This is a genomic window from Ensifer sp. ENS09, assembly GCF_014852425.1.
In the GTDB taxonomy this organism is placed as follows: domain Bacteria; phylum Pseudomonadota; class Alphaproteobacteria; order Rhizobiales; family Rhizobiaceae; genus Ensifer.
Window position 1 is genome coordinate 896,252 of the sequence record NZ_JACVBP010000004.1, and the last position, 17,507, is coordinate 913,758.

General features: G+C 62.5%; 13 protein-coding genes. 7 read left to right on the forward strand and 6 right to left on the reverse strand.

Translation table 11 applies throughout. From position 1 onward, the window contains the following. Positions 1 to 70 precede the first annotated feature (70 nt). From IB267_RS24420 to IB267_RS24445, 6 genes are all read left to right on the forward strand, one after another. Positions 71 to 1,294 carry a glycosyl transferase family 1 gene (locus IB267_RS24420; protein WP_192449968.1) on the forward strand — a complete coding sequence of 408 codons (1,224 nt, stop codon included), beginning with the start codon at positions 71 to 73 and terminating at the stop codon, positions 1,292 to 1,294. 2 nt (positions 1,295 to 1,296) lie between these two features. Further along, positions 1,297 to 2,271, forward strand: a complete 975-nt coding sequence (locus IB267_RS24425) for a glycosyltransferase family 2 protein (protein ID WP_192450052.1) — start codon at positions 1,297 to 1,299, stop codon at positions 2,269 to 2,271. Beyond that, positions 2,268 to 3,194: a glycosyltransferase family 2 protein gene (locus IB267_RS24430; RefSeq protein ID WP_192449969.1), complete on the forward strand. Its 927-nt coding sequence runs from the start codon at positions 2,268 to 2,270 to the stop codon at positions 3,192 to 3,194. The genes IB267_RS24425 and IB267_RS24430 overlap by 4 nt, the downstream gene beginning before the upstream one ends. Continuing rightward, a complete protein-coding gene (locus IB267_RS24435; protein ID WP_192449970.1) occupies positions 3,194 to 4,210 on the forward strand; it encodes a glycosyltransferase family 2 protein in 1,017 nt (338 codons plus the stop codon). Before IB267_RS24430 ends, IB267_RS24435 begins: the two co-directional genes overlap by 1 nt. 4 nt (positions 4,211 to 4,214) lie before the next feature. Continuing rightward, positions 4,215 to 5,120 carry a UTP--glucose-1-phosphate uridylyltransferase gene (locus IB267_RS24440; protein WP_192449971.1) on the forward strand — a complete coding sequence of 302 codons (906 nt, stop codon included), beginning with the start codon at positions 4,215 to 4,217 and terminating at the stop codon, positions 5,118 to 5,120. A 72-nt stretch (positions 5,121 to 5,192) separates the two neighbouring features. Then, positions 5,193 to 7,553 carry a polysaccharide biosynthesis tyrosine autokinase gene (locus tag IB267_RS24445; RefSeq protein ID WP_192449972.1) on the forward strand — a complete coding sequence of 787 codons (2,361 nt, stop codon included), beginning with the start codon at positions 5,193 to 5,195 and terminating at the stop codon, positions 7,551 to 7,553. 28 nt (positions 7,554 to 7,581) lie between these two features. On the opposite strand, the gene IB267_RS24450 is transcribed toward IB267_RS24445, so the two are convergent. After that, positions 7,582 to 9,036, reverse strand: coding sequence for a TrkH family potassium uptake protein (locus IB267_RS24450; protein WP_192449973.1), 1,455 nt, complete (start codon positions 9,034 to 9,036; stop codon positions 7,582 to 7,584). A 354-nt stretch (positions 9,037 to 9,390) separates the two neighbouring features. Between IB267_RS24450 and IB267_RS24455 the strand changes: the two genes are divergently transcribed. Beyond that, positions 9,391 to 9,633, forward strand: coding sequence for a hypothetical protein (locus IB267_RS24455; protein WP_043612741.1), 243 nt, complete (start codon positions 9,391 to 9,393; stop codon positions 9,631 to 9,633). 41 nt (positions 9,634 to 9,674) lie between these two features. Here IB267_RS24455 and IB267_RS24460 read toward each other — a convergent pair whose 3' ends face one another. The 5 genes from IB267_RS24460 to IB267_RS24480 form a co-directional block, all read right to left on the reverse strand. Next, positions 9,675 to 10,748, reverse strand: coding sequence for a glycoside hydrolase (locus tag IB267_RS24460; protein ID WP_371742630.1), 1,074 nt, complete (start codon positions 10,746 to 10,748; stop codon positions 9,675 to 9,677). 46 nt (positions 10,749 to 10,794) lie between these two features. After that, entirely contained in the window at positions 10,795 to 11,967 is a 1,173-nt protein-coding gene (locus IB267_RS24465) for a polysaccharide pyruvyl transferase family protein (protein WP_192449975.1), read from the reverse strand. A 142-nt stretch (positions 11,968 to 12,109) separates the two neighbouring features. Continuing rightward, positions 12,110 to 13,288, reverse strand: a complete 1,179-nt coding sequence (locus IB267_RS24470; protein ID WP_060521073.1) for a polysaccharide pyruvyl transferase family protein — start codon at positions 13,286 to 13,288, stop codon at positions 12,110 to 12,112. 38 nt (positions 13,289 to 13,326) lie between these two features. Further along, the gene (locus IB267_RS24475; protein WP_192449976.1) at positions 13,327 to 16,008 is read right to left on the reverse strand and encodes a glycosyltransferase; all 2,682 of its coding nucleotides are present in this window, start codon (positions 16,006 to 16,008) and stop codon (positions 13,327 to 13,329) included. Continuing rightward, positions 15,995 to 17,479 (reverse strand): DUF6212 domain-containing protein, encoded by a 1,485-nt coding sequence (locus IB267_RS24480; RefSeq protein WP_192449977.1) that lies wholly within the window; start codon positions 17,477 to 17,479, stop codon positions 15,995 to 15,997. The genes IB267_RS24475 and IB267_RS24480 overlap by 14 nt, the downstream gene beginning before the upstream one ends. Positions 17,480 to 17,507: the final 28 nt, after the last annotated feature.

Below are 17,507 nucleotides of genomic sequence, written 5' to 3' on the forward strand. Positions count from 1 at the left end.
TGGCTCCCGCCGCTGCACGGCGCGAAATTTGAACCATGCCCGGCGCGGCCGGACAGAAAACTGGATGTTCATGCTGAAGATACTTTACTTCGCACAGGATCTTGCCGACCCCGCCGTTCGCCGGCGGGTGCTGATGTTGCTTGCAGGTGGCGCACAGCTGACGCTTGCAGGTTTCAGGCGCGACGCAAACCCGCTGGCGACGATCGAGGGCATCGTACCGGTCGAGCTCGGCACCACGCATGACGGTCGGTTCGTCCAGCGTGTCGGTGCGATCGCGAAAAGCTGTCTCTCGCTGAAGCAGGCGCTGCGTGGCGTCGAACGTCCAGACCTGATCATTGGCCGCAACCTCGACATGCTGGCCATCGCCAGAAAGGCCGTCAGCCTCTTCGGCGGTGACGTGCCGATCGTCTACGAGTGCCTCGACATTCACCGCCTGCTCCTGTCCCCCGGCATCGCTGGCAAGACGTTGCGGGCAAGCGAGCGCCTGCTTGGGCGCGACGCGCGCCTGTTGATCACCAGTTCTCCCGCTTTCGTCGAGAACTATTTCCGCCCGCTATCGGGCATTTCGGCACCGACCATGATGCTTGAGAACAAGGTGCTCGAGCTCGACGAAACCAATGCGCGGCCATTGGTGACCGCTGCCGCCGCGCCGACAGATGGCCCGTGGCGGATCGGCTGGTTCGGTGCTCTGCGCTGCCGCAAATCGCTGGCGCTGCTGGCGTCCTTCTCGCGCCGCATGGAGGGCCGCGTCGAAATCGTTTTGCGCGGCCGGCCGGCCTATCGCGAGTTCGACGACTTCGACGGCTTCACCCGCAACGAGCCTTTCATGACGTTCCACGGTCCCTATCGCAGCCCGGAAGAGCTTGGAGCGATTTATTCCGACGTGCATTTCACCTGGGCAATCGACTTCTTCGAGGAAGGCCAGAACTCCAAATGGCTGCTGCCGAACCGGCTCTATGAAGGCTGCCGCTTTGGGCGGGTGCCGATCGCGCTGCGCGGCACCGAGACCGCGCGGTTCCTGGCCATACGCGGCCTTGGCGTGCTGCTCGACGAAGCTGATCCCGCCGCACTTGCCGCGCTCATGGGATCGATGACCTCAGAGATTTACGACGCCACCTCCCGGCGGATCTCTGCCTGCGCGCCGGAAACCTGGATCTTCAATCGCAGCGATTGCCAGGGCCTCGTGCGCCGTCTCTCGGCCGTTACGTCCGCCGCCCCGCCGCGCGTCGCGCTCGATTTCCCGCAAGCACATCAAAATACCCCAACGCCCCAAAACGAAGGTGGATTGTCATGAGCATGCGTGTCCTCATCGTCATTCCCTGCCTCAACGAGGCGGAACATCTGCAAGGCCTCGTCGAAGCCTTGCTGCCCGCGGCAAGGCGCCTCAACGGCGCGATCCTGATCGCTGACGGCGGCAGCACCGACGGCACCCGCGAGATCGCCGCGCGTCTCGCCGAGAAAGATCCGGCCGTGCTGGTGATCGACAATCCGAAACGCATCCAGAGCGCGGCGATCAATCTCGCCGTCGCACGCCATGGCGCCGACTTCGACTACATGATCCGCATCGATGCGCACGGCACCTATCCGGACGATTACTGCGAGCATCTCGTCGAAGAGGCGCTTCAGACAGGCGCGGACTCGGTCGTCGTCGCCATGCAGACGGTTGGCTTCACGCCCTTCCAGAAGGCCACGGCCTACGCCCAGAATTCCAAGCTCGGCAATGGCGGAGCCAAGCACCGGTTGGGCGCGACGAGCCACTGGGCCGATCACGGCCACCATGCGCTGATGCGCATTTCCGCCTTCCAGGCGATCGGCGGCTATGACGAGATCTTCAGCCACAACGAAGATGCGGAGTTCGACTATCGCTTCCGCCAAGCGGGCTACCGCATCTGGATGACCGACCGGACCAGCATGGTCTACTACCCCCGCGCCAAGGTCGGGCCCCTCTTCCGCCAGTATTTCGCCTATGGCCGCGGACGGGCGCGCAATGTGTTGAAGCACCGCGCCTGGCCGAGCCTCAGGCAGCTGCTGCCGCTGGCCGTCGCCCCTGTCGCCGTCGGCGCGCTGCTCGCGGTCGTCAGCTGGCTTGCAGTCGTTCCGGTCGTGCTCTGGGCTGCGGCCTGCATCGGCTACGGCATGTGGATGGCGCTCGGCCAGAAGAACCCCTACGGCCCGCTCGCTGCCATTTCGGCAATGGTCATGCATTTTGCCTGGTCGGCCGGCTTCTGGCGGGAATTGCTCACCACGCGTAGCCGGAGGGTGGCACCATGACCAACACCGTCGCGCAGACGCAGATCGACATAGCGGTATGCACGTTTCGCCGGCCGGAGCTTGCAGAAACGCTGCATTCCCTCGCGCTTATCACCGTGCCTGCCGATGTGGCGATCCGCATTATCGTGGCCGACAACGACGTGACGCCGAGTGCGGAGGCGCTTGTCAACCAGATGCGCCCGACCATGCCTTGCGAGATCCTCTACGTGCATTGCCCGGCGTCGAACATTTCGATCGCCCGTAATGCCTGTCTCGACAACAGCACCGGGCACTATCTCGCCTTCGTCGACGATGACGAGACGGTGTCGAGGACCTGGCTCGTGCAATTGCTCGATACCGCGCAGACGACCGGCGCCGATGTCGTGCTCGGCCCGGTTCGCGCCGAATACACGCTGTCTGCTCCGAATTGGATGCGCCGCGGCGATTTTCATTCGACCCGGCCGGTCTGGGTCGATGGCGAGATCCGCACGGGCTACACCTGCAATGTCCTCATCGATCTCACCCGCCCCGTCGTTTTCAACAGGCGGTTCAATCTGGCGCTCGGGCGAACGGGCGGCGAGGATACGGAATTCTTCCGCCATATGCATGCGGATGGCGGGCGTCTGGCCTATGCGCCCGATGCGCTGGTCTTCGAACCGGTGCCGGAGAAGCGCGCGCGGCTTGCCTGGCTGGCAAAACGGCGCTTCCGTTCCGGCCAGACCCATGGCCGGCTCTTGGGTGAACCGGGCCAAGCCGGCGGCCGCGTTGCCGAAATCGTCCGTGCGACGGCGAAATCAGGCTATTGCGCCGTCGCCAGTCTGTTGCTGCTCGGATCGCCGGTCGCCCGCTCGCGCTACGCGCTGCGCGCAATCATGCATGCGGGCGTCGTCAGCGGCCTCATCGGCGTGCGCGAGCTGCAGCAATACGGAGCGGCGACCGCCTGATGACGCAACGCGCCCCCGACGTCAGCTTCGTCATCGCGGCCTATAACGCTGCCGAAACGGTCCGACACGCCATCGACAGTGCGCTTGCGCAGAAAGGCGTCGATGTCGAAGTGATCGTCGTCGACGATTGCTCGAAGGACGAGACCTGTACGGTCGTCGAAGAACTTGCTGATCCGCGCGTGCGGCTGCTGCAACTTGCCGAAAACCGCGGGCCCGGAGGCGCGCGCAATGCCGGCCTCGAAGCTGCACGCGGCGACTGGCTCGCTATTCTCGACGCGGACGATACGGTCAGCCCGGAGCGGCTGTCGCGCATGATCGGTCTCGCCTCCGCAACCGAGGCCTCGATTGTGGTCGACAACATCGACGTCCTCAATCTCGACGGGCGGCTGGAGCGCATGTTTCCCGAAGCTGAGCTTGAGCGCCGACGGACGTTGACGCTTGCGGCCTTCATCGGTTCGAACGTGCTTTTCCGCTCGACCTACAATTTCGGCTACATGAAGCCGATCTTCGAGCGTCGGTTCCTCAACGACCATCGCTTGCGCTTCGAGGAAACGATCCGGATCGGCGAGGATTACATCCTGCTCGCCTCGGCGCTTGCCCATGGCGGCCGATGCGTCATCGATCCCTCCGCCGGCTATTGCTATCACATCCGCGAAGGCTCGATTTCGCGCGTGCTCGAACTGCGCCACATCGACGCGATGATGACGGCCGACCAGGAATTCCTTGCCAGGCACACGCTCGATGCCGACGCGCTGGCGATGCAGCGCCGGCGCGAGAAAAGCCTCGTCGAGGCGCACGCCTTCCTTCGCCTTGTCGAACACCTGAAATCCAGATCGTTGGCAGGAGCCATCCGAGTGGCTTTGACCAACCCCAGAGCGCTTCGGCACCTCAGAATGCCGATCGCCGTGCGATTGCGCCGGCTGCTCGCGCCAATCGCACGCATGAAGCCTGCCACCTCGACGGTGGCGGCCGAACGACCCACCTCGGGCGAAAGCCCACACGTAAGTAAAGGATAAGACCATGGACCGTATCAGGACCGTCAGGAAAGCTGTGATCCCGGTCGCCGGCAATGGAACGCGGTTTCTTCCCGCGACGAAGGCGATACCGAAGGAGATGTTGACGATCGTTGATCGTCCGGTCGTGCAATATGCGGTCGATGAAGCCCGTGAAGCGGGCATCGAGCACATCGTCTTTGTGACCAGCCGCAACAAGCAGGCGATCGAAGACCACTTCGACGACACGCCTGAACTCATCTCGTCGCTTTCCCGCTCCGGTAAGAACGCCCAGATTTCTGAACTGGAGGAGATGCTGCCGCGCGCCGGTTCCGTCAGCTTTACCCGGCAGCAGGCGCCGCTCGGCCTCGGCCATGCCGTCTGGTGCGCCCGCGATCTCATCGGCGACGAGCCCTTTGCGCTGCTCCTGCCGGACATGCTCTGCCATGGCGGACGCGGCTGCATGGCCGGTCTTGTCGACCTTTATCGCCAGACGGGCGGCAACGTTCTCGGCGTCGAGCAGTGCGCACCGGAAGACGCCTCGAAATATGGCATCGTCGGCAAGGGCGCGGCCGTCCCCTACGGCTTCGAAGTCACCCAAATGGTGGAAAAGCCGAGCATGGGTGGGGCCCCGTCCAATTTTTATCTGAATGGTCGCTACATCCTGCAGCCGCAGATCTTTGACATCCTCGCCCACCAGCCGCGCGGCGCCGGAAACGAGATCCAGTTGACCGACGGCATGCTGAAACTGTCGCAAAATCAAGCGTTTCACGCCCATCCCTATGATGGGCGCACGTTCGACTGCGGCTCCAAGGAAGGCTTCATCGCCGCCAATGTCGCCTTCGCGCTGGCGCGTTCCGATCTCGGCGACGCGGTCTATGCCTCGGTCAAGGAAATGGTCCTGTCTCACGAAGGCCGCATCCGCGCCGCATAACTGGCTTCGGCGCCTCTTTTGAAAGAAGAGGCGCCAGCCTTCGGACCAAAGGGAAACGGACAGAGCGACCCAATGAACCAAAGAAGTCTCCCCTTCAACAGTGTCGTACCGCGCAACGTGGAGGAGCCCGACGGCTTCATCGACCTCGATCGTCTGTTTTCGGTCGTCTTGCGTCGCGCCAGAATGGTCGGCCTGTTCGTGGCGCTCTTCATCGCGCTCGGTGTCGCCTACCTGGTCTTCGCAACACCGCTCTACACATCGGCAACGCAGGTCCTTCTCGACGAAAACCTGTCGAAATTTGCCGAAGAACAGGCGCCGCCGCAAAACAGCGCCCTGCTCGACACCCAGATTGCGAGCGCCGTGGAAATCCTGAAATCCGGCGAACTCGCCCTGCGTGTCGTCGACAAGATGAACCTTGCCGACAACGACACCGTCCTCAATCCGCCGCGCTCGCCGTTCGACGTCGTCAAGGACGGGTTGAAGTCCGTTACGGGCATCTTCTCGAGCGGACCGGAAATTTCCGAGGATATGGCCCGCAACGGCCGGAGGCAAAAGGCGGCGGCACTGCTCCAGCAGGGACTGGCCGTCGAACGCGTGACGCGAAGCTCCGTCGTCTCGCTTGCCTATCGTTCCAGCGATCCGCAGCTTGCCGCCGGCATCGTTCGCACCTATGCCGACGCCTATCTCAACGACCAGCTCAACGCCAATTTCGAGGCGACCGAACGAGCCTCGGTTTGGCTGCAGGAACGTCTTGCAGACCTTCGACAGCGCACGCAGACCGCATCGCTCGAGGTCGAAAAATACCGCAGCGAAAACGGCCTGACGCTTGCGCGCGGCGAACTCATGTCGGAACAGCAGCTGGCCGATCTCAACAGCCAGCTCATCATTGCCCAGGCCGATAGCGCAAGCGCTTCGGCGCGCTACAAGCAATTCCAGGCGATCGTCGACCAAGGACCGGAGACGGCCGTCAAGAACGCCACGATTTCCGCCAAGGAAGGCGACAACTCGGTCATCCGCGATCTACGCACGCGCTACCTTGCGGTCAGCAAGCGCGAACAGGACGTTAGCCAGAGTTTCGGCGCCGACCATCCGCAGGCTGTGTCGCTGCGCAAGGAGAAAACCGATGTCGGCCGCCAGATCTTCCAGGAACTGCAGCAGCTGACGGCAAGCTACCGCAACGAATACGAGGTGGCGCGCTCACGCGAAGCGTCGCTGCGAGAAAACATAGAAGGCACCACCGGCCGCAACGCAAATGCAAATGTCTCGCTCGTGCACCTGCGCGAACTGGAGCAGCGGGCAGCCGCGCTAAAGACGCTCTATGAGACCTATCTGAACCGCTACGAGCAGGCCTCGCAGCAGCGCTCCTTCCCGATCGCCAAGGCGCGGGTGATTTCGAGCGCCGGCGTCCCGACATCGCCGTCGAGCCCGAAGAAGACGATGGTGCTGGCGCTTTCGGCGGTGCTCGGCCTGATGGCGGGCGGCGCGTTTGCGGCCTTCCAGGAGTTTCGCGAGCGGACATTCCGGCTCGAAGGCGACGTGCGCGCGATCCTCGGTCATCGGTCGTTCGGCTACATTCCGTTGGTCGGCCCGCGTCACCCTGGAACGACGGATCTCGTTCGCGCCAAGCTGATGAAGAACAAGATGCCGCCACCGGTCACGCAAGGGGCTCCGTCTTTCGAACGGCTCAGCCGCATCGTGCTCGACGCCCCCCGGTCGTCCTTCACCGAGACCTTCCGCAATGCCAAGCTCGCCTGCGACCGGATGCTGACTGGCAACGGCTCGCGCGTCATCGGCATCGCTTCGGCGGTGCCTGATGAAGGCAAGTCGATCATTGCCGCGAATTTTGCGGCGCTTCTCGCTGCAAGCGGCAAGAAGACCCTTCTGATCGATGCCGACATCCGCAAACCGGGTTTGAGCAAGATGATCAATCCGCCGCCGAAGGCGGGTCTGGTGGAAGCGTTGACCGGGCAGGCATCCTGGCCGGCGGGCATCAAGATCGACCAGCAGACGAAGCTTGCGATCCTGCCGGTCGGCGGTGAAGCAGTGGACGGCAACGGCCCGTATGACAGCCATGAGCTGCTCGCCTCGCCGGCCATGGCCGAGCTCATCGACAATGCACGCAAGTCCTTCGACTATGTCGTCGTCGATCTCGCGGCCCTCGCCCCGGTCGTCGATGCCAAGGCCTTCTCGCCGCTTGCGGACGGTTTCCTCTTCGTCGCCGAATGGGGACGCACGCCGTCGCGCCTGGTGCGCGACCTCTTGCATTCGGAGCCGCAGATCAACGCCAAGATCCTCGGCGTGATCCTCAACAAGACCGACATGCAGGAGCTGGCAAAGTACAGCGACTTTGGCGGTGCCGAGCATTATCGCCACCGCTATGAGAAGTACTACATCGAAAGCGCCGGCACGCGCCGCAAGACCGAGGCCGCCTGACAGGGCGCGCCTCGTTTCGACCTGTCGCTCAGTCCTTCCAGAAGAGCGGCGTCAGGATGACCAAGACCGTCAGGATTTCCAGACGGCCAAGCAGCATCATGAGCGACAGGAGATAGAGCGCCGGGTCGGTCAGCGTCGAGAAGTTGCCGGCCGGCCCGATGATCGGGCCGAGCCCGGCGCCAACGTTGGAAAGCGCCGTTGCGACCGCCGACACCGCCGTAACAAGATCGTAACCCATTGCGCCCATCGCCAGGCTGCCGAAGGCCCAGATGAACATGTAGGCCGTGAAAAACATGAACACGGTGCGCTGCACGTCGATATCGACCAAGGTTTTTCCGTAGCGCACGGTGTGGATCGCGTTCGGGTAGATCAGCTTGAAAAGGCCGGCGCGGATCGAATTGAAGATGATGATGAAGCGGTAGGCCTTCATGCCGCCGGCCGTCGAGCCGGAGCAGCCGCCCATGAAGGTGGCGGCAAAGGCAAGCGCGACAATGAACTCACCCCAGAGCATGTAATCGTCGCTGGCAAAACCGGTGGTCGACAGGATGGAGGAGACGGTGAAGAAGCCGTGCGCCAACGCCTCGTGCGCCGACACCCCGTTGACGATCCGCTGGTAAAGGCTTGCGGCGAGCGCGAGGGCCGTCAGATAGGACAGAAAGACGATGATCTGCGGATCCTTCAGCGTGTCGAGCCGGCCGCGAACGATGAAGAGGATGAGCACGGAAAACGGCAGGCTGCTCAGCGCCATGAAGAAGGTTGCGACCCAGAGGATCGGCAGGCTTTTGAAATAGCCGAGCGAGGCATCGTGGGTGGAGAAGCCACCGGTCGCGACCGTCGACATCGCGTGGTTGATCGCGTCGAAGCGGCTCATGCCCAGATAGGAAAAGATGATCGTGCACGTCACCGTCATCACGACATAGATCAGGATAAAGGCGCGCGTGAAGGTGGAGATACGGGCGAATGGCTTTTCGGTGGTGTCTGAGGACTCCATCTTGAAGAAGGACATGCCGCCGACCCTGAGATAGGGCATGACGAAGAGCCCGAGCGCCACGATCCCGATACCGCCGAGCCAGTGCAGGATAGAGCGCCAGAGAAGAATGCCCGGAGGCGCATGGTCGAGACCGCTGATGACGGTCGAACCCGTCGTCGTGATGCCGGAAACCGCTTCGAAGAAGGCCTTTGCGAAATCGAGCTTCAGCGACGATAGCCAAAAAGGCACCGCGCCGACGAGAGACACGACGATCCAGAGAAGATTGACGACGAGAAAGCCCATCTTGCGGCTGAACAGCGGCGAGCCGCCCTGGGTGGCGGTGATCGCCAGAAGCGACAGAGCGCCGGTCGCAAAGGCCGAACCGGCAAAGACCCTCCAGTTGGGATGGCCATAGAACAGATCGACGGCGGCCGGCAGCAACATCGCGAGCGACAGATGGAACGCGGCCTTCGCGGCGATGTTGATCGCGGTCTGGTAGAGGGGTGCATGCAACGGTTGATCGCCTCAGCGCTTTGTCCAGGACCGAATCGGTCCTCGGAATTTGCGGCCATTCAACCTCAAAGGCGCGCGATTCGCACCGGTTCGGGGCAGAGAACCCCCTGCTGAGCGACAGTCAGTGCCGTATTTTCGCCGATTCGGCTCCTTGGGCGCGGCAATCGGTTCCAGGCGTTCCCGGCAAATGCCGTGTGAAAGGCGCCAAACGCATGCTGCGCTGCGGCATTTTGCCCAATCAATTCTAACTCACGAAAAGATCACGGCTTTTGGCCGCGGCAAGTCATCACCTTGACTTATTTCGACGTGTAAAGCCTGCTTCATCCATTCCACATGCAACCCTGAGCACGACCGATGACACCCGCCCGTTTCACCCAATGCCTTCTCGTTCTTCGTTGGACGCCGATCAATCTGGCAAGCGCCCTCCACTGCAACCTGGCATGGATCGAGGCGATGGAGACCGGAGACGAAAAGGTCCCGGAGGAACTGGCGACGTGGCTGGAAACGCTGGCGCGGACCCACGAGGAACTCGGCATTCCCGTCACCTACCGCGGCAAGGGGCTTGAGCCGGCGACGAGCCGCGCAACGCGGCGCTGATCCGAGAAGGAACGCTTCGGCCCGCGCGACCTGTGCGGTTGTCAATCGTCCTTGGCCGGTTCGATCGCGAGTACGCCGGCCGGGCTTAGCGCACCGCAGCGCCACAACCGGTAATTCTGCTGGGTGTCCCAATCATAGTAGTAGGCTGCATCCAGGCGTTTTTCCGCGGCAAACCGCTCGAAGACCGTCCGCATGGCCGACATCGCCCCTTCGCGTTCACGATCGTCGAGGGGGCAACTGCGCGCCGTGTTGGCAATCCCCCATTCCGTCACCCAGCACGGCCGTCCCCGGTCGGCAGGCACGCAAAAATCGAGAAGTCTGGTGACGATCGACGTGATCGCCGCCTTATCCTTGCGCGCCGGATAGATGTGAATGCCATAGGCATCGACGAGTTTATCCATGCCCCGAGCCTTCAAAAGGGCAATCACCTCGCCCGGGTCCAGCCGCTCCATCCCCTGCCGGTCCGCTTCCTTGGCTCCCATGTCGGAGAGCCCGGCGGAGACGATGATCGCCTTGCTGTTGGCGCTCGCCTGAACGGCGTCGCGGGTGACCTTCAGCGCCGCGACGTAGTTGTCGAGACCTTTTCCGAACGCCTGGGGATCCTTGAGTTCGCCGAGATGTCGCGGCGTCGCTTGGCCCGGCTTCTCGTAGACGGCGAGGTCGCCGTTATAGCCGGCGAGGTTGATCTCGTTTCCGGGTTCTACCGCTTCCAGACGGATGCCAAGGGCATCGATGCGTTTAAGTGCTGACGCCAGGCCGGCGCGGTAACCATCAAGGTCCAAATCGGACAACCGGTTGATATCCCAGATGCGCCCGAAGCCGGTGCGCGGGCGAACGCTGTCCGGATAATAGCTTTTGTTCGACAGCTGGATTTCGAGCAGGATCCGCAGACCCAGCCGGTTGGCAATCTCCAGCGCGTCGATGCTTTTGTCGACGGGGCGCGACAACGATAGCCGCACATGCGTCGCGCCGCTGTCGGCAATTTCGCGAAGGATGCGTTCCTGATCCGCGCGCTCCAGCCAGGCGAGATTGAGTCGGTTGACGCCGTAGCGTGCAGCTGCAGCCTCGCCCGCCCACGTCGGAGCTCCATGCGAAAGCGCCGCCCAGGAGACCAGGGCGGCAAGGAGCAGCGCCAAGGGCGCCGCCCGTGTCAGGGGCAGATTAAATGCCAACCTGTTTAAGCGCACTTTGGAAGTTCGCCTCGCATGCCGAATAGCGTTCGGTAACCGCCTGCGCGTCGATCTTCGACAGGAAGCTGGCGAGATGCGCCTTCTTGTCCACCTCACGATTCCAGACGCCCGCCTCGATATAGGGAAAGCCGATGAATTCGAGCATCTCGCGCATGCGGTCGTCGACGGCGATCATCAGCGAGGGCGTGCCCGCCTGCATGCCGATGACGCAGCCATGAAAACGCCGGCCTATGCAGAGGTCCCGGGTGGAAGACCAGGCGCGCCACTGGTTGGTGTCGAAGAACACCATCAGTTCGTTCTGCCGCTGCCACTTCTCCTGATGCTTGTATTCGGTCTTGCCGGTGATGCGGCCGCTGGAGCGGTCATAAACCGGCGCGTTGTCATCGACTGGAAGCGTCAGGTTATAGGCAACGATCTCGTCCTGGATGACGTAGCTTGCCACGCTCTCGGGCTTCAGGAGCGCGTGGGCATCGACGATGGTGTCGGCAACGCTGCCGAGATAGCCGCCGAGCGCGAGCTTCTGTGCCGAGGCAAGGTCGGCGTTCGCAAGCGACGTCAAGGAGTGGCGCATCTCGTTGGGAGCGAAGAAGAGCGACGGGCAGCCGGTCGGCTTGACGAACTTCATGCCCTCCGCCCTCAGGAACTCGGCGGTGAAATAGCCGCGGGTCAGGAAGAAGCTTTCCTTCTGCTTCAACACCTCGAGGAACCGCAACGTGCCGGCCGGCAGATTTTCTTTCAGACCTTCGCGCTTCTGGATACCAATACCCATCACCAGCACCGGCATCTTCAGCTTCTCGAACACATCCGCTTCAAGATCGGCCGAGTATCCCGGACGCAGCAGGTTCGCCGAAGCGAACACGCACATGTCGAATTCCTTGTTCAGGGCATCGTAGACATCGTTGGCGCCGCGGCTGTTGACCAGATGCCAGAACGGCACATAGGTCACGTCATGACCGCGCAAGGCGTAAGCTGCGCCCTCACCGATCAGGTAGTTGCCCGTGTTGGCGATCTTCTTGACCTGGTCGACCAGATCCTTCTTGCTTCGGATATCGTCGAAGTAGGGTTTGTGATGCACCGTCGCACCGGAAACGCGCGCCACGGTACGCTGGAGGTAGGAAGGGATTCCGGTGAGCAGGATACGCATCGATACACCTGGTTTGTGGACTGGCCCACAGAGTTGAGGAAGAGGGAGGGCGACATGAAGAAGCGGATCTGCAAACCTCACCGTGCCGCCCGAACATCATGAATTGAGTGCCTCGGATCGAACGCGTCCGAGGCATCACGGTTTAGAGGCCGATGCCGATCTCGCGCAGCACCGTGCGGAAATTGCGTTCGCGATCGGAGTAGCGATCGACGAGTTCCGATGCGTTCAGCCCGGCCAGATGGCTGGCAACGAACTCCGCCCGGTTTTCCGCCTTTTCGAGCTCCTGGACGTCGACCGACGGCAGGCCGGTAAAGCCCAGCATTTCGCGCATGCGGTCGTCGACGGCCACCATCAGGCTCGGCACACCCGCCTGCATGGCAATGATCGAGCCATGGAAACGCCGGCCGAAATTGAAGTCCATGTGCGAGGCCCAGGCGCGCCACATGTTGGTATCGAAGAAGGTGCGCACATCGAAGGGGACCTTCTGGCGCTCAGCACCCGGAAAAGCCAGTTCGCCGAGCATCTTGCCCGAGCAGGAATCGAAGACCCTCCCATCGGCATCCGGCTCGACCTTCATGTCGAAGTGCAGGAATTCGTCCTGGATGATGTATTGGGGCTTGGCGCCTTCCGGGTTGAGCGCGATCGCATCGACGATGCAATCGTGATTGGCGCCGAGATAGCCCGAGAAGATGGTCTTTGCCTGACCGATCTTGACGTCGGGCAGCTTCTTCATCGAGGCACGCATATTGTTCGGCGCGAAATAGACCGAGGGGCAGCCGGTTGGCCGGACGTATTTGAATCCCTGGTCCTTCAGGTAGCCGGCGGTTTCGTAGCCGCGGGTGAGGAAATAGTGCTCGCGGTCCTTGAGAACATCGAGCAGGCGCTTCGTCCCCTCCGGCAGGCCTGTTTCCAGGTCCTTGCGGTTCTGGTGGCCGATACCGAGCATGACGATCGGCATCTTGAGCTTGCTCAAGACATCAGCCTCCGCATCCGCAGAAAGCCCCTTGCGCAACAGATTGGCGCAGGTGAACACGCAGATGTCGAAGTTGTTGTTGAATTCATCGAAACCGGTGCCGTTCTTGTGGGCGTTGTAGAGATGCCAGAACGGAATCTGCTTGGCGTGCGGCGCGATGGCGCGCAGAGCCCCCTCACCGATCAAGTAGTTGCCGGTGTTGCTGATGTTGCGAAGCTCCTGAAGAAACTCGTCCTTGGATTCGGGCTGTTTTTGCCGTTCCGAATAGGAAACCGACAGGCCATTCGCGCCGTTTGCGAGGCGCGTGTAATGACCAGGAATACCCGTCAGGAGGATTCTTGGACGCATGCGTAAGTCCCTTCTCTTTGAAAAGTCGTACGGGTCGATCAGCCTGCAGCTGCGACGCCGGTATTGGATGTCTCACGCGCCCGGATGACCTTGGCGCGCGAAAGCGAGGAATTGTTCACGGCGCCGTCGCACCAGCCGAGGAACTCCGAGAAGGAGTTGGACCAGGCGCGGCGCGCCGCTGTTCTGAGGCAACCTTCCATGATCGGAGCCAGCAGGTTGCGATCGCGGGAAACCTCGGCGACGGCCTTCACCATGTCGCGCACCACCTGGGGATCGGAGGAGGCATCGATCAGGATGCCGTCCTCGCGATCGACGATCAGTTCGTCGACGGCGCCAACCGCGGTTGCGATCGGCACGCAGCCTAGCTGTTGGGCTTCGGCGATCATCAGCGGGGCACCTTCCCAGCGTGAAGGCATGATCAGAACATCGGCCCATCCGAGCGCCTTGATCAGGTCGCGGCTGGCAAAGACCGGAGGACGCACGTCGACGCCCAGCTCCTTGAGCCGGTCCGTCCAGGAGAACGATGCATCCGCCAGGATCTCGCCACCGATCGCCCGCGCGTCGAACGACACGTGTGCGGCCCGCAGTTCGGAGATTGTCGCAGCCAGCCGGTCGATACCCTTCTGCTGGTCGAGCCGACCCATGTAGAGCAGCCGCAGCCGGTCGTCCTTGCGCTCGATCCGCCGCACCTGCAGCACATCTGCAAGCACCTTGGGCGGCACGGAGAAACTTGCGCCGTTCGGAACGGCGAAGATCTTTTCGAGCGGCACGCCGAAGCTGTGCAGGTAGAACTTCAGTTGTTCCGAGCAGGTGAGGAAGGCGTCGTAGCAATGCTCGTGGGCGATGGCCGCAAAGGGCTGGCCGGCGGGGCGCTTGAACGGCGTGTTGTCGACGACGTGCAGATAGCACGCCGTGCGTGTCCCTTCCGAGCGCAGCCGCGCGATCAGCGGATGCATCGCCATCACGTGGTTGTTGATGACGAGATCGAAGCCCGAGAGCTGACCTTTAAGCGCACCCCAATCGACTTCATGATGGTCGGCGATGAAATCCTGACCGAGGAACGAGCCGGAGCCGCCCCAGGCCGGGATGCCCTGATCCCAGAAGTGAACATAGTCGAAGCTCGAATCGAACTCATCGATCACGTCCATCCGGCTGGTGCCGAGCACGAACAGATGCGTCTCGTAGCCCGTGGCCCTGAGCTCACGCGAGGCGGCGTAGATGACCTTCTCGGCGCCACCAAACGACGCGTTCGGCACGAGAAGCGCTGCAGTTTTCTTGCCGGCTTCGCTGTGCCCGAGCGGCAGCACCGGCGAGCCGCCGATCTCCGTTCGCAAGGCCTTGTGCAGGTCGGAATAGGGCATGAGCCGCGCGGGCCGCCAGGTCCAGCGACGGCCGGCCGTGCGGCGAAGCGGACTGGTGGCGATCGCGTTGACGCAGTTGATCATCACCTGTTGCGGCGTGATCAGCGTGCGGCGCGGCAGGGCGCGCGGGAACGGGAAGCGCACATTGAGAACCGCCGAGGTCGGCCACACCTGCTGCGTGCCGATAGAAGCAAACCAGTCGAGCGCATTGTTGCGGATGACGTCGCGCAAGAGCGCCGTCGAAATGAAGATGAGATCCGGTTGGCCAAGATGCTGGGCGCCGGCGTCGAGGAAGGTCGGCTCGATCTTGCGCTGCGTCGCGTCGTTGCCGAGATGCACGAAGACGACATTGGCCTTCTCGCTCAGGCGCTCCAGGTGGCAAAGCACGTTGGGCAGCATGCGCGAGCGCAAAAGCAGATCGATCGTCGCACCGCTGCCGGCCATGACGAAAGGTGGGAAGTGCACGTTGTCGGGCTCGCCGGTACTTGCCCAGAACGCCGGGATGATGTCGTCGAGGCGCAGCCGCTTCGGTTGCTTCGTCGGATCTGTGAAGAACGAGATCGCCGCGTCTTCGGTGCGCGCGAAGAGATAACGCGGGCACTCCTCATGCTCGAAATCGACGAGCATCGGCCGCTGGAACAGAGCCTTGTGGCGCTTTCTGAGGAAGCTCACGGATGTCGCGCGGTCGCGGTTGGCTTCCTTGAAACGGCTTTCGGCGCGTAGGCGGTATTCGAACGTCGTGTCGTGGCAGGGGGTTCCGACAAAACCGTGCTCGACGCAGGAAAGCCAGAACTCCCAATCCTCAAAACCGTTCTGTCGGTCGTCGTTGAACCGAACGCCCTCCTGGAAGACCTCGATCGAGATCATCGAGCCGGTGTCACAGATGTTGTCCGTGATGCAGTGGACGAGCCGCGAATACTGGTTGCCGTAATGGGCTCGCCAGCTCACCGAGAAGGTGTCGATGTTGGTATAGACCCAGCCGGCGCCGCTTTCGTGCAGGCGCCGATAGAGGGTCTCGATCGTTCCCGGCAGGACTCGGTTGTCGGCATCGAGAAAATAAACGGCCTTCGCCTCGGGCAGATTTTCGAGCACGTAGTTGATGGCGCGGTTGCGCGCGCCGCCGGGGCCGGCGTTACGCCCGAAGACCACATGGATATCAGGGTGGGCCGCGGTATAGAGCAACAGCTGATCGAAGGTCTCCTGCCGCGGGTCGCCGTCGACCGAAACGACGATGGCAATACGGCAGCCCTCAAGATCCGAGGCGAGCGCGGATTCGAGCGCTTCGAGCGCCAGCGCCGCGTGGCCATAGAGCGGCATGGCGATCGCAACGAGGTTCCTTGGATCGCTATTGCTGTGCATGAGACGCACCACCCGACTGCTTGACCATCCGGAAACCCGACACCTTGAGCCAGGAGAAATCGACCGAGTCGGTTACGGCGCGGCTGAGGATCATCAGATCCATGGGATGGCGCACCGGCTCGTCGAGCTGGAAGTTGATGTTGATCGGCTGCTCATTGGTGACCTCGCGCCAGCCGCTGAAGAAGGCGGACGGCTTGACCACCCCCTTGCGAGCCAGTTCCGCCACTTCGGAGCGCGCGTTCGAGCCCGCTGGAGCGAGCAGGAAGCTGACGGCCGCCGGGGCGCCCTTGGGATGATCGACCACTGCGCTTGCGGAGAAGGATATGGTGCCGGGCTCGACAGCGCGACCGACGGCGCCGGCCGATACGCCATTTGCAAGCGGATGGCAGACGACGGCGTGTTCGTGTTCGAGAAAGCGCACCGTCTGGAATTCCGGCACGACTGGCGTCACCGATACGTCGACGATCTGGCTGAGCAGATCGACCGACAGACGATAGTCCTCGATGAAGTGGCCGTCGAGCAGTGCGGTCGGCGCGATCATGTTCGGCATGCGCGTCGGCTTGACGCCGGGCAGGCCGGTATAGACGCGGAACGCTAGAGGGCGCAGATCAAGGTCGGCGTGGCGGGTCTCGGACCGAGCCGTGTAGTGTTCACTGGCGATGGGATAGCCGAGCGAAAGCCCGATCGTCTCACTACCGGTCGTCGAAACGCGCAGCCGCAAGGTCTTGGCGCCACCCCCGCAGGTGCGCGGCAGGGCAAAGAAGTTCCAGCCTGGAACGAGCTGCGAGAATGGAACGGCCCACTCGGCAACCCCCTCGCCGCTCTCGACATAACTCAAGACAACGACCAGTTCGCCACCATCCCGCGGGACCGAATTGAAGTGAAGCGCGATACCGGCGACGCCATGGCTGGAGACCGGCAGGAGCTGCTCGACAAAGGCATTGGCAATCAGATGGCCGATGCCCTCGTCCTTGGGATCGACATAGGGGTCGTGCGCAAAGACTTCGGCGACCGGCTCCCAGTTGCGTGCCTGGAACGCATCTTCGAGTGCGCGATAGTTTTCAAGCAGCGTTTCACGCTCGCGGCGAAGCAGCGCAAGCTCGGATGTGATTGCCGACGAAAACCGGGCAAGCCGCCCGACACCGCCGTCGACCAATGCCTGAATGAGCCCGGCGCTTTCGCTGACGGCCTCGGCGCTCAAGCGCTTGATCGGGATCTCCGGGACGGTGCCAAGCGCCCGCAACGCGACGATGCCGTCGGCCAGATCCGCCTCGCCCTCCCTTGAAAAGGCAAGCCCGATCAACGGAAATACGTTTTCGAGGGTCGCATCAGGCCTGTCGCCTGCCGGAAGAAAATGAACCAGGTGCTCGATACCACTGCCCTGGACACTCGCCCTATCGTGATCCGAGGCCAACACCAGCTTTCTCTTCGCCTGCGAATACCTCACGCCAGAAGAAACCAACCCTTGCACGCGCCACCCTCAATACAACCGAATTCTC

Excerpts from the sequence above, each read along its gene's own strand:
- IB267_RS24425 (WP_192450052.1), top strand. The coding sequence starts at position 1,297 with ATGCGTGTCCTCATCGTCATTCCCTGCCTCAACGAGGCGGAACATCTG.
- IB267_RS24465 (WP_192449975.1), bottom strand. The coding sequence starts at position 11,967 with ATGCGTATCCTGCTCACCGGAATCCCTTCCTACCTCCAGCGTACCGTG.
- IB267_RS24435 (WP_192449970.1), top strand. The coding sequence starts at position 3,194 with ATGACGCAACGCGCCCCCGACGTCAGCTTCGTCATCGCGGCCTATAAC.
- IB267_RS24445 (WP_192449972.1), top strand. The coding sequence starts at position 5,193 with ATGAACCAAAGAAGTCTCCCCTTCAACAGTGTCGTACCGCGCAACGTG.
- IB267_RS24430 (WP_192449969.1), top strand. The coding sequence starts at position 2,268 with ATGACCAACACCGTCGCGCAGACGCAGATCGACATAGCGGTATGCACG.
- IB267_RS24475 (WP_192449976.1), bottom strand. The coding sequence starts at position 16,008 with ATGCACAGCAATAGCGATCCAAGGAACCTCGTTGCGATCGCCATGCCG.
- IB267_RS24455 (WP_043612741.1), top strand. The coding sequence starts at position 9,391 with ATGACACCCGCCCGTTTCACCCAATGCCTTCTCGTTCTTCGTTGGACG.
- IB267_RS24440 (WP_192449971.1), top strand. The coding sequence starts at position 4,215 with ATGGACCGTATCAGGACCGTCAGGAAAGCTGTGATCCCGGTCGCCGGC.
- IB267_RS24470 (WP_060521073.1), bottom strand. The coding sequence starts at position 13,288 with ATGCGTCCAAGAATCCTCCTGACGGGTATTCCTGGTCATTACACGCGC.
- IB267_RS24420 (WP_192449968.1), top strand. The coding sequence starts at position 71 with ATGCTGAAGATACTTTACTTCGCACAGGATCTTGCCGACCCCGCCGTT.